At 40.9% G+C, this 13374-nt stretch carries 10 protein-coding genes; 7 read left to right on the forward strand and 3 right to left on the reverse strand.

Annotation, left to right across the window (positions count from 1 at the left end; all coding sequences use genetic code 11):
* Positions 1-74 precede the first annotated feature (74 nt).
* A complete protein-coding gene (locus tag CJF29_RS02840) occupies positions 75-1397 on the reverse strand; it encodes an ATP-binding protein (protein WP_099146905.1) in 1323 nt (440 codons plus the stop codon).
* A gap of 1635 nt (positions 1398-3032) precedes the next feature.
* Between CJF29_RS02840 and CJF29_RS02845 the strand changes: the two genes are divergently transcribed.
* From CJF29_RS02845 to CJF29_RS02855, 3 genes are all read left to right on the forward strand, one after another.
* Positions 3033-3668, forward strand: coding sequence for a porin family protein (locus CJF29_RS02845; RefSeq protein WP_099146904.1), 636 nt, complete (start codon positions 3033-3035; stop codon positions 3666-3668).
* Between the two features lie 66 nt (positions 3669-3734).
* Positions 3735-5681 (forward strand): heavy metal translocating P-type ATPase, encoded by a 1947-nt coding sequence (locus tag CJF29_RS02850; RefSeq protein ID WP_176553152.1) that lies wholly within the window; start codon positions 3735-3737, stop codon positions 5679-5681.
* 7 nt (positions 5682-5688) lie between these two features.
* Positions 5689-6111, forward strand: coding sequence for a Fur family transcriptional regulator (locus CJF29_RS02855; RefSeq protein ID WP_004296218.1), 423 nt, complete (start codon positions 5689-5691; stop codon positions 6109-6111).
* Between the two features lie 289 nt (positions 6112-6400).
* On the opposite strand, the gene CJF29_RS02860 is transcribed toward CJF29_RS02855, so the two are convergent.
* Positions 6401-7402: a malate dehydrogenase gene (locus CJF29_RS02860; protein ID WP_004296217.1), complete on the reverse strand. Its 1002-nt coding sequence runs from the start codon at positions 7400-7402 to the stop codon at positions 6401-6403.
* A gap of 185 nt (positions 7403-7587) precedes the next feature.
* Between CJF29_RS02860 and CJF29_RS02865 the strand changes: the two genes are divergently transcribed.
* From CJF29_RS02865 to CJF29_RS02880, 4 genes are all read left to right on the forward strand, one after another.
* Positions 7588-8427, forward strand: coding sequence for a S1 RNA-binding domain-containing protein (locus CJF29_RS02865; RefSeq protein WP_099146902.1), 840 nt, complete (start codon positions 7588-7590; stop codon positions 8425-8427).
* A gap of 115 nt (positions 8428-8542) precedes the next feature.
* Positions 8543-9214 carry a DUF4476 domain-containing protein gene (locus CJF29_RS02870; protein WP_099146901.1) on the forward strand — a complete coding sequence of 224 codons (672 nt, stop codon included), beginning with the start codon at positions 8543-8545 and terminating at the stop codon, positions 9212-9214.
* A gap of 26 nt (positions 9215-9240) precedes the next feature.
* Positions 9241-9924, forward strand: coding sequence for a DUF4476 domain-containing protein (locus tag CJF29_RS02875; protein ID WP_099146900.1), 684 nt, complete (start codon positions 9241-9243; stop codon positions 9922-9924).
* Positions 9925-9938: 14 nt separating this feature from the next.
* Complete coding sequence (locus CJF29_RS02880; protein ID WP_099146899.1) at positions 9939-11300, forward strand: hypothetical protein; 1362 nt, start codon at positions 9939-9941, stop codon at positions 11298-11300.
* Positions 11301-11330: 30 nt separating this feature from the next.
* On the opposite strand, the gene CJF29_RS02885 is transcribed toward CJF29_RS02880, so the two are convergent.
* Complete coding sequence (locus CJF29_RS02885; protein ID WP_099146898.1) at positions 11331-13280, reverse strand: transglycosylase domain-containing protein; 1950 nt, start codon at positions 13278-13280, stop codon at positions 11331-11333.
* Between the last annotated feature and the right edge of the window lie 94 nt (positions 13281-13374).

Consider the following 13374-nt stretch of genomic DNA (forward strand, 5'->3'; position numbering starts at 1 on the left):
TTATATTGAGCACGGAATGCAGGTGATGAGGTACTGATCTCATAGAAAACCTGTAATCCGTGCCTGACTAAGTACTACATATCTTCCAACGACAAACACATTGTTTCAATGGTATAACGAGGCAGTAGCTTTTTCTTCAAATGTTCAACTTTCTGTTCCAGCAACTCCGACTTAAAATTTTTACGTTGGCGTTTTACTTCAGCAACTACTGCTTTGTTTTTTTCAAGACAGAGTGCAACAATGTCTATCTCGTTTTGATTCCCTTTGGCTTCCCACCATGACCCGATAGCACGGAATTGATAACTTTCAGCGAATTTCTGTTTGAAGTAAAGTTCTAATATCTTTCCGCTGTAGGTTGGATAATCAGCTTCTATGATATTACGTAGCCCTACAAAGTTTTTAATTTCTATCAATGAACGGTTACGGTCGAAGTAATTGAACCAAAACCTAATAAAATTATCGCATATTTCATATCGGACAGTTGTTGAGCTTTCTTTAGCTAAAATGGGACGTTGGCGTATGATAATATTATAATCGTCTATCAAGCGTTTCAGATAGCCTCCTACGCTTTTTTCTCCTAGTGTTGCCTCAATTTCTGCTTGTGTATTTCTACCTCCGGCAATTGCACTTAAAATAGAAAAGTAGGTCCCGTAATTTTTCCCAAATTCTTCTATCAACAGATTTTTTCCTTCTTCGGTAAAGGGAGAATTGTCGCGAGCCATAAAATGGATCATGCTTTCCACGTGGAGCGTATGGTTGTCACAAAAAAGTTCCACGTATTTAGGTACCCCGCCAGTAAAAGTATAAAGTGCTAAAAGATCATCATTCGAATGTGCCGGGGCATATTCACACATGATTTCTTTCAGAACAGAGAGCTTGAATGCTGACAGCTTGATTATGTTATCAGCTCTTCCGAAGAGCGGCTCTTTATTGTCTTGGAAAATTCTCTGCATCAGAGAATAGATGGAACCACTGACGATCAAATTCATGTGTGAGGACTTCCGATATTGGTCCCAAATATTTTGCATATCGCTGAATATGGATTCATTAATAGTATAGAATTCCTGAAATTCATCAATAACCAGATTGAAAGTCCGTTGAGTCGAAAGCTGCATTAGGTATTGGAATAAGTTTCGGAAACTTCTGATTTCTGTCGGAACAAAGATTTGCAGGGCTTGTGCGATAAGTGGGATGAATTCTTCGCACAAGGTTGCCTCATTTTTACGTCCTATAAATAGATAGACAGTGGGAGTCTGTTCAACAGCTTTCATGATGAGGCTTGTCTTCCCAATTCTACGGCGGCCGGTAACGACTGTCATTCTTGAACTTTCCTCAAATGCCAATTTCTGAATTCGTTTTAACTCTTTTAGTTCTTCTTCTCTATTATAAAACCTCATAGTCTGTGAATTTTATTAGTAACCGTGGTTACTGTAACCACGGTTACAAAGATATTTATTCTTAAGAGAACGGCAAACTTTTTCTTTCTTTTTATAAATTCTTTGCCCTTCCCTATTAAAAACTTTATGATTATCTCTATTGATTTATACCTGTTTTATTGTCAAACTGTCAGGATGATATTTAAGTATATGAATATCAGCATTATATCACCTGACAATAGATGCTGATAATAGGCTGACAATAAAATATATCTACTTTTACTGTCAGCCTGTTTTTATCTCTTATGCTACCTTTAATAACTTGATAAACAATAGCTTTATGGGCACCTTTCGAAATAATGCCGCATTTTTATAACAGCTTTCCAAAGTGATATCCTTTCATTAATATACCTGTATAGTTCCGCTAACACGCCAGTATAGTTCCTCTAAAGTGTTAGTATTGTTCCACTAAAGCACCGGTATCTTTAGTTCGTCACAGCCGTGGTAACTTCTTCTCACGGCCGTGACAAATTCCTACCACAGCCGTGGGAAGATCTCGTCACGGCCGTGGGGAGTTAACAATACCGACACTTTAATGAAACAATACCTGCTTGGTAAGTGAAAGATACCGGCTATATAGCATTCATTTAATAGGGGCATACTCATTTTATAAAGCGTATGTGTTTCTTATGTCGATGATATTGTTACTGTAGACAATGATAGTCTTCAGTAGTTTATAACATGGATCAAGCTGGGAATTAAGTCAGAGTATATCGACACATTGGAACGAATCCCATAATCTTGCCCCAAAGGGGTCAAAGAACAGGCTGACAATAAAAGTTCTAATTTTTTATTGTCAGCCTATTGTCATGGCTTATTGTCAGCATGTAAACCGATGATAATCATTATACTATCGGGAAAAAACTTTGGTTGACAATAAGAATCATTAATTTTATATGTAAATCTGATATCTGTCTTTCCAATAGTACACATCTTTACAAAAATAGAGGGGAACTCCTGGATGAATCCATTTGTTCCCCTTGCAGGTGTAGCTAGCCTCTGTCTCTTATATTTTTAAAGGCAAGTAGCAACATATAGATGTTACGTTTTCGACTTTGCAGTCGTTCAAGTGCCGCTCCACTCGAATTGACTTGCCTTTGTAATTATTACTAATTTGTTGTTTGTATCTATTGCAGCAAATTTATAGGCACAAAAAAAGCGGAGAGCATTTGCCTATCCGCCAGTGAGGGAGTCCAAGCCCTAACGCACAAACAGGAAACACTCCCCGCATATTGCAAGGAGCATTTATCTGTTTCATGTGCGTTGATTTTATTTGGACTTTTCACTGGCACAGAAATCAGCTAAACGCTTTTTTTCTTAAAACAAACAATACAGTCGCGCTACGACTGATTGTGCAAAGATAACAATTAATTAAGTTATACAGTCTTTCATTCTTTGTTTTTTCTCTGTACGGAGTGTTTTTGTTCTATATCTCGTAAAATCGTTTGAAATAGTCCGGTTCCCTTGCTATGACTATACCTCATAAGATTCATATCGTTTATTTTTTATATTTTCACCAAATCTCTCGGAGTTATGCGAATTATTGTTATTTTTGCCTCACATAATTTCTAAACAATAATTAAATTATTTATTCGTATGAAAAAGGCCTTATTATTATTCGCTTTAGTAGCGATAAGTGCGTTGAGTATCAATGCTCAAGATAATCTGAAATGGGGTGTGATGGCAGGTATGAATGTTAGTAAATACACCATTACAGGTTTTGACAGCAGGATAGGTTTTCACGCAGGTGTTAAAGCAGAGTTGGGATTGTCTCAGGATGCGAATGGTAGTGGTGCCTATATGGACTTCGCTGCATTGCTTACATTGAAAGGTGCTAAAATTGATGGAGGATCACTTGCGAGCATAAAATTTAATCCATACTATTTAGAAGTACCGGTACGTGTCGGGTATAAATATGCTGTCAATGATGATTTTTCGTTATTTGGTAGTGTCGGTCCTTATATGGCTGTCGGTCTGTTTGGAAAAGCAAAATTGAAAGTGGACGGTGATATTGCAGATATTGCGGAATTAGGAGATAACTCCATGTCTGAAGATATATTTGGAGATGATGGTCTGAAACGATTCGATTTCGGTCTTGGACTGAAAGCCGGAGTTGAGTTCAACAAGAAATATCAGGTTGCCATAAGCTATGATTTCGGACTTGTTGAAGTGGCAAAAGATTTAGGAATGAAGAACAGAAACCTAATGATCTCATTGGGATATATGTTCTAAAACCGATTTTGCAACTTTGTTGCATGAATCATTTGCTACCTTTGCATCAACTAAATGATGAATGTTATGGGACATTGTAGTTGTGGCGCTCATTCATGCGCAGCAGAAAAAAAGGTTGATGCAAAGGTTTCGGTATTTCATGAATATGGGAAAGTGATATTCTCTCTCCTGCTTCTGGCAGGTGGAATAATTATGAATGCTCTCGATTTAGCATTCTTCCGTGAAGGATCTGTTGCCTTGATATGGTATATCGTGGCCTATCTTCCGGTAGGAATTCCAGTGATGAAAGAAGCCTGGGAAAGTATCAGGGAAAAAGACTATTTCAGTGAGTTCACTCTAATGATTATAGCTACTTTGGGAGCTTTCTATATTGGTGAATATCCGGAAGGAGTAGCCGTGATGTTATTCTATACAGTAGGAGAACTGTTTCAGGATAAAGCGGTAGATAAAGCCAAACGTAATATTGGAGCCTTATTGGATGTAAGACCCGAGAAAGCATTAGTGCTCCGGGAAGGCAATCTTGTTATTGAAAGCCCTAAAAAGATAAAAGTCGGTGAAATCATAGAAATAAAGGCAGGCGAACGGGTACCATTGGACGGAGCCATGCAGAATGAAGTGGCTGCCTTTAATACAGCCGCATTAACGGGCGAAAGCGTTCCTCGTAATATTCGGAAAGGTGAAGAAGTTCTTGCCGGAATGATTGTAACTGACAAGGTTATCCGGATCAAGGTAACGAGACCTTTTGATAAGAGTGCACTTGCCCGAATATTGGAACTTGTTCAGAATGCCTCCGAACGTAAGGCTCCGGCTGAATTGTTTATTCGTAAGTTTGCACGCATTTACACACCTATTGTTATAGTGCTTGCAGTATTAATTGTGTTGTGTCCATTTGTCTATTCACTTATTAATCCTCCATTTGTATTTGCATTTAATGACTGGCTATACAGGGCTTTGGTCTTTCTCGTGATTTCGTGTCCCTGTGCATTGGTGGTTAGTATTCCGTTAGGCTACTTTGGGGGGATTGGAGCAGCATCCCGATTGGGTATTTTATTCAAGGGTGGTAATTATCTGGATGCTATCACCAAGATCAATACGGTGGTATTCGATAAAACAGGAACCCTGACAAAAGGAACCTTTGAAGTACAGGCTTGTAAAAGTGCAGGTGAGATTTCTGAAGAAGAATTAGTGAAACTGGTTGCTTCGGTAGAAAGTGATAGCACACATCCGATTGCCAAGGCTGTTGTGAATTATGCGAAAGAACAAAATATTGAATGTGTAGCTGTTACCGGTACGAAAGAATTTGCCGGCTATGGTCTGGAGGCGACGATAAACGGGACTACGGTTCTGGTCGGTAACTGCCGGTTACTTTCTAAGTTTGATATATCCTACCCGGAAGAACTGTTGGAAATAACGGATACCATCGTAGTCTGTGCCGTTGGAAACCGTTATGCAGGTTATCTGCTGTTGGCTGATGCCCTGAAAGAGGATGCAAAGGCAGCTATTGACAATTTAAAAGCTTTAAATATTGAAAACATCCAGATACTATCCGGTGATAAACAGAGTATTGTTACTAACTTTGCAGAGAAGCTCGGTATATCGGAAGCTTATGGCGACTTGTTGCCGGAAGGAAAAGTGAATCATCTGGAAGAATTGCGGCGGGATGAGACAAACCGGAGCGCGTTTGTCGGTGATGGAATGAACGACGCACCGGTGCTCGCTCTAAGTCATGTTGGCATTGCTATGGGAGGACTGGGTAGTGATGCGGCTATTGAAACAGCCGATGTCGTGATACAGACAGACCAGCCGTCGAAGGTAGCCGAAGCTATCAAAGTAGGAAAACTGACACGAAGAATTATTTGGCAGAATGTATCACTGGCATTTGGAGTGAAATTACTTGTATTGATTTTGGGAGCTGGCGGAATTGCTACTCTTTGGGAAGCTGTCTTCGCAGATGTGGGTGTTGCGTTGCTTGCCATTATGAATGCTGTCAGAATACAGAAAATGATAAAATAGGAGAAAGATGGAAGAAGATATTTATTTGGATAAGTTGGATAGAAGAGGTATCAAGCCAACTGCCATAAGGCTTCTGGTGATAAAAGCAATGATGCAGGCAGAACGTGCGGTGTCATTGCTCGATTTGGAAACGCTGCTCGATACAGTCGATAAATCGACCATATCCCGAACAATCGCTCTCTTCTTGTCTCACCACCTTATACATAGCATAGACGATGGAAGCGGCTCGTTGAAGTATGCCGTTTGCGACAACTCCTGCAATTGTGTGGTACAGGATTTACATTCGCATTTTTATTGTGAGAAATGTCATCGTACATTCTGCCTGGAAGGTACACATATCCCGGTGATTGATTTGCCTAAAGGATTTACTTTGCATAGTATAAACTATGTACTAAAAGGAGTTTGTTCCGAATGTACTTCTCAAAAATGACAGATATTTTATAAACTTCGATGCGCAGTTTTATTCCATTCACTAATTTGGATAGGATAATCACTATATTTCGCACTTTGAGTACCTGTAACTTCAGTTTAGGTACTTTCCCCATTTTGTCTATTTTTTTAATTGACGAATTATCCCCAACTTTGCATAGTCATTTGAATTGGAGTCTTGAAAGATTTATAGACTAAGTGGGGGGTATATGTGATATGTAAGTAATTGGAATAAAAGCCGAAAAAGAGATGTATTTTCTCTTTTTCGGCTTTTTGCTAATATTGTTTGATTAGTCAATATTGGGATTCAATGCGTGCCAGTCTTTAATAGCTGGGATGATCCCCATTTCAATCACTTCATCACGAAGTTTGCATAAATGCTCGTAGCTTTTTTCCAATTCTTCCTGTTCGGCAGGAGTTCCGGCTACTTCTTTATAAGTGACGCCGTCTTTAGTTATTGAAGTTTCCATCGCCATCATGATATGGTCGAACTTACTGTTAGAAACATACGTTCCGGCAGGCCAGCGGAAAGGTTGTCCACCCATAGCAGCGGCAATCATTTCGATAGAAAGATAAGCCGGGCTTTGGAAAGAAGAACGACCGCGCAGGTCGATAATATGCTTACCACCCTGGATGACACGTACTTTCAGTGCTTCCCAATCTGCCAATGGAAGACGGGTAGTGCCGATGAAATCGGTCAAAGGCTCTCCTTTTATTTTGGTTGTAGATGCGAATACAGCCATTTGTTCGCCATGACCACCATACGTACGGCAATTCTGAATGTCGGAAGCCGGGATATGGAAGAATTTCACCAGTTCGTTTTGCAGACGGGTGCTGTCCAAGGCAGCCAGTGTAGAAACTTGAGAGGGTTTCAAACCTGAATACAACAAAGTAATCAATCCGGTGATGTCTGCAGGATTAAAGATCACAACGATATGTTTTACGTTTGGGCAATATTGATGAACATCTTTACCGAATTGAGCGGCAATTTCTGCATTTCCCTTCAGCAAATCTTCGCGGGTCATACCTGCTTTACGGGCAGCTCCACCGGAAGAGACAATGTAAGAAGCTCCTGTCAGCGCTTCTTTGATATCGGAAGTAAATGTAAGGTTGACACCTTCAAAACCGCAGTGATACAATTCTTCAGCTACTCCTTCCAGAGCCGGGGCAAATGGATCATACAGGCAAATATTCGGAGTGAGTCTCATCATCATGGCTGTTTGTGCCATATTGGAGCCGATCATTCCGGCAGCTCCTACAATCGTAAGTTTCTCGTTGGTTAGAAATTCCATAAGTTTATATGTTTAAAGGTGAATAATTTACTTTTTCTTTTTGTCGCTACAAAGTTAACATATTAGAAAGCAGATTGTTCATTGCAAATAGTTTTGCCCGATAACGAAAAGTTATGGCTGACTGTTTGAGAGATCTATTCAAAATAGATTATCTTTGTGTCTTATTACAATAAATAGATAAGAATATGAGCATCGAATTAGGAAAGTTCAATCAGCTTGAAGTCGTGAAAGAAGTAGATTTCGGCGTATATCTCGATGGTGGGGAAGAAGGTGAGATTTTGTTGCCTACCCGCTATGTGCCCGAAGACTGTAAGATAGGAGATTTTTTGAACGTGTTTCTTTATCTGGATATGGATGAAAGACTGATTGCTACGACGCTGACTCCGTTGGTGCAGGTAGGTCAGTTTGCCTGTCTGGAAGTCTCCTGGGTGAATCAATACGGAGCTTTCCTGAACTGGGGATTGATGAAAGACCTGTTCGTTCCGTTCAGTGAGCAGAAGATGAAAATGCAGGTTGGGCGGAAATATGTGGTCCATGCGCATTTGGATGAAGAGAGTTATCGTATTGTGGCTTCAGCAAAGGTGGAACGTTATCTGTTGAAAGAAAAGCCGGAATATACTCTGGAAGCAGAAGTGAATATCCTTATCTGGCAGAAGACGGATTTGGGCTTTAAAGCGATTATAGATAATAAGTATAGCGGTTTGCTGTATGAAAATGAAATATTCTGTCCGTTGGAAACAGGAATGGAGATGAAAGCTTTTGTGAAACAGGTGCGTGAAGATGGTAAGGTAGACCTGATTCTTCAGAAACCCGGTTTTGAAAAGATTGACGATTTTTCGAAAACGTTGCTCGACTATATCAAAGCGCATGGAGGACGAATCTACTTGAATGATAAAAGTCCTGCGGAAGATATTTATGACACGTTTGGTGTTAGCAAGAAAACCTTTAAGAAAGGAGTGGGCGACTTGTATAAGAAACGTCTGATTACCTTGCATGAGGATGGCATTGCTTTGGCGGATTCCTAAACAGAATAGGGATTTCCCTACATACGAATAGAGAGAATCATTGGGGTGGGGAGTTTCCTCACCCTATTTTTGTGCTATCAGATTAAAGATATAAATAATAAAAACTAGATAAGCTATGCGTAAGATTATAATAAGTTTCTGCATCCTGTTCGCTGCCCTCTCTTTACAAGCGCAGTCTGTTAACGGAATCCGTATCGATGGCGGGAATACTCCGATTCTTGTTTACCTGGGAGGGAACCAGATATGTTTACCCACTACTACCTGCTTTATAGCCAATTTAAATCCCGGACATTATACTGTTGAAGTGTTTGCCACCCGCTTTACCCGTGCGGGAGAGCGAGTTTGGAAAGGTGATAAATTATATAAAGATCTCGTTTATTTTGATGGGAGAGGAGTGAAAGAAATATGGGTAGATGGACGTGATAACATGCGCCCGGAAAGACCCGGCCGTCCAGACCAGGGAGAACATCGTCCGGGATATGGTTACAACAGGGTGATGAACGATCAGCTCTTCCAAACGTTTTATAAAGAGATGAAGAATGAGCCTTTTAAAGATGACCGTATGAAGTTGCTCAATGCTGCATTGGCTGGTTCTGATTTCACATCTGCCCAATGTCTCCAACTGACCAAACTATATACATTCGATGATGACCGGATGGAGATTATGAAGATCATGTATCCCCGGATTGTAGATAAGGAAGCTTTCTTTACGGTGATTAATACCCTGACATTTAGCTCCAGCAAGGAAAAGATGAAGGATTTTATGATAGGGTACGGTAAACGTTGATACTATTAACTAAAAACGATACGGTTATGAAAAAGATACATATTATGCTGTGTTTGGCGTTGGGAATATTGGTCAGTGGCTGTTTTACCAGCTATGTATCTACCAAACAGATGATGGGTATATATCAGGGAATGACTCAATCGCAGGTAGAGTCTGTTTTAGGAAAACCTGATTTCCGGCGTTTTGACGGTGATATGGAAGAATGGGAATTCCATCGTGATAACGGTACGCCTGTACTTACTTCGGAACCTGTGACGATAATCGTTCAGTTTGTAAATAGAAAGGTGGTTAGTATGGATACGTTCAAAGGTTATGGCAGACCTGCACCGATGCATTCCGTTGTAGTACCGCCTGCTGTGAACACTACCGTTGAAGTCTTTCCTAATCATGAACAGGTGGAAGAAGCTCGTTTGATGACTGATCCGGAGTTTGATGAATTTATCAATAAGCTCAAAATAACGGTTATGAATGAAGACCAGAAGAAGCTTGTCGATCGGATGTTGAGAACGTATGATGTCACTTCAAATCAATGTGTGAAAATAGTGAAGGAGATTTCGTATACTCCTGACCAGGTGGAGATGATGAAGAAGCTGTATCCTTATGTAAGGGATAAGAGGAATTTTAATAAGGTGATCGATATTTTATTTTCTAATGCATATAAAGATGAGATGCGTAAGTTTATTGAGGAATATCATCAGAATAATAAATGATAGGAGATTGAATTATGAAACGAATACTGTTTTTACTCTTTGCTGTCGGTCTGACTGCCAATATGACCGTAATGGCTGGAATGAGCACTAGCAAGGTACGTAAGGAGACGCGTTTTCTTACCGATAAGATGGCATATGAATTGAGTTTGAGTACACAGCAATATAATGATGCGTATGAAATTAATTACGACTTTATTTATTCTGTCCGTAATATTATGGATTACGTAGCACGTGGTTACGAATGGGCATTGGATGATTATTATGAAGCGTTGGATATCCGTAACGACGATCTTCGCTGGGTATTGAGTGATGCACAGTATCGCCGGTTCCTCGGTGCCGAGTATTTCTATCGGCCAATCTATGTAACCGGAGGGAAATGGAGTTTCAGGGTTTATGTTAATTACCCGAATCGTAGTTTGTTTTATTTTGGTGTGCCTTACCATTACCGTACTTATTGTGGAGCACATTATCGTCCACACTTTCACCATGTGAGTTATTATCGGGGCAGATATACTAATTTCAACCATTATTCTGCACCGCATCGGGTGAGAGATCAGCGAGTATTCCACTCTTATCGTCGTTCGGATTTCGGTTCTGTCCGGTTCCGTCCGAATACTTCCACTCGTCCGCATAATGCACCGACACGTCCGGGTAATTCTTCCCGTCCGGGTTCATCGACAACGCGTCCTGGTACGTCTCGCCCAAGTACCTCTACTCGTCCTGATACTTCTACTCGTCCCGGAACGACAACAAGACCTGGTACGTCAACACGTCCCCGTCCGGAATCTGGAGGAGATCGGCCTTCGACTTCTGTCAGACCATCTACACCGTCCGGAAGTGGAAGACCTGGTAACAATGTTGCTCCTGATAAAAATGGGAATACGAATAGAGTAGAAAGTGATCGTAATTCTGGTCGTCGTCCGGAAACAGGTTCCGGTTCTTCAAGCTCTAATCGCAGACCAACAAGCGGAAGTTCAACTGGTTCCAGTTCCTCCAATCGTGAAAGTGGAAAAACAAGTAGCAGTTCGAGAGAAAGTTCAAGTAAACGAAACGATAGTAGTTCCTATAATAGAAATAACAGTTCCGAGAGAAATAGCAGCTCTTCCAGTTCCAGTCGCGGTAGTTCCAGTCGTAGTAGCTCCAGTCGCAGTGATTCTGGTCGCAGTAGCGGTAGTACTACCAGTCGTAGCAGCAGTACCACTTCTAACCGGAGTAGCGGTAACTCGAGTTCTACTCGAAGCAGCGGCGGCTCTACCCGGAGCAATGTCTCTAGTGGACAAACAGAAAGACGCTCTTCTTCCGGAAGTACGAGAAGCAATAGCACTCAAAGTTCTTCCCGTTCCTCTGAAAGAAACAGCAGCAGTTCAAGAAGATAACCTATTCCTTTATTATTTATATCAATCTCATTACTCCTCAGCGGAAGGAGAACTAGACTCCGGGTTTTCACCGGCTAGACTATTCCGGGCAGCGCCCGTAACTTGGATATCGGGGCGGATACTATCCGCCTCGATTTCACTTATTACTCCTTTCTGTGCAAGCCGCTTGGCAATCAACTTATAATAGCCTTCCATATTCTCCTTTAACTGTCCGCCTTCTGCAAAAGAGCTGCGGAAATGCTTGGGCTTCGGGATAATGGAAGCCAGGAAAATACTTTCTTCCGTGTTCAGTTGTGAAGGGCGTTTATTGAAATAATAAGTAGAAGCTTCCTGAATGCCATAAACGAGCGGTCCCCATTCAACAATGTTCAGATATACTTCGTACATGCGTTCTTTAGAAGTTAATCTTTCATTTTCTATTAGCCATACAATCAATGCCTCTTCCAATTTACGCGCAAAGTTCTTATTACGGTTCAGGAATACATTCTTTACGAGTTGCATGGTGATCGTGCTTCCTCCACGAGCAAAACGTTTCACTTGTAGGTCGTAAATCAATGCTTCCCGTAGGGCGTCGGGCAGGAAACCGCGATGGTAAAAGAATGCTCCGTCTTCACTTTGCATAACGGACATTCTTAGGATGGGGGAAATGCTATCCAATGGTGTAAAGTGTTCGCACGAAGGGCCAATAGGAAAAGTCCGTACCGGTATTCCGTTCTCATAAGCTGTATAAATGAACTCTCCGGACATTTTGGAGAGTGAAGTGGCCCCATAGCTCGTGATGCGGAAGTCTTTCTCTTTCAGTTCGGATTCCAGTTTGAGACTATCCAGTTGTGCAAAATCAATATCTAATAGAAAATGATAGGCCAACTCGCCACTTGTCTTGATGCCTTCCAAGTTGCTGAATAATCCTTTGGGGAGAGAGCTGAACAGATCATCTGCCGGAAACCAGGATTTGTTGACTGCAGCAGTGAAATGCCAGTTTCCTTTCTCTTTCTCGGCTCGCAAATAAGGATGAAACTGGAGTTTGTTGAAATCAACAATGGTCGTACTATCCAGCTCGAGTGAGTGCCCGCTAATGTTCATCTCGTAACAGAGTTGTCCACGATCGAGATGAATTACTTCAGGAGAGAGGGCTTTATGAAATACGTCAAGTCCGTTCACTCTCGCTTTTCCTTTGAGGAGCAGTTGATTGGATGCACGCTTATCTTTAGTCATATTATAAGATAGGGTGTCGAAAGTGACTTCTGCTCCAAAACGGCGGGTAATATAAGGTAGTGAGATTTTTCTTTTTTCCGGGGCAAAGAGAGATGCTTTTAATGTATAGTCTCTTCTGTTTAGTTCGCCGGTCGCTTCCCATAGTTGTTGAGGAAGTGTATCTTCTTTTATCTGAATGGTTGATTGGAAATGATTGTTCTCAATAATAAAAGAAGGAATGTTGACTGCAACGAAATTACTATCTTTACGTTCGGTTATATTGATTTGACTGAGTTGCCCGTTTTCAGGCAGGAAACCGTAAATGAGGTTTAATATCCGGTCAATACGGTTGGCATAGTCACTTTCTATGACAGGTTGGGGTTCTGCTTCTTGTTGCCGTTTAAAGAACAGGAAATCGTAGTTAGCTATGCTATCATGCTTGATGAAGTTGATTGCCAGGCCATTCATAAGCACATTCCGTACTTCGATTTCTCCTTTTAGTAATTCCCAAAAACTTAGTTTTACATTGACGGATTGTAATGTCAGGAGGGTATCCCGTTGGTTGGGAACAATAGAAAGTCCTTGTAAAGCCACTTCATTGCAGCCTTTCATTCGTAACTCCTGATAATGAATTTGTAGACCGTATGTTTGTTCGGCACGTGTAGTTCGTTTGTCAACGATATGGCATAAAATGACATTGCGGAATGCAAAGAGACAAATAAGGCTGGTAAGCAAGATACCGGTAGCCGATAGAATGATAATTCTTTTTTTGCTGGACGTTTCCATCTTCTTTTTCTTGATATGATAATCGCTGCAAAGGTAGATAATAATTCGGGCAACAAGCGGAGTATTTTCCCATTTTTAGAGTTATATTCATCAG

It is taken from the genome of Bacteroides celer (genome assembly GCF_002632415.2).
In the GTDB taxonomy this organism is placed as follows: Bacteria; Bacteroidota; Bacteroidia; order Bacteroidales; family Bacteroidaceae; genus Bacteroides.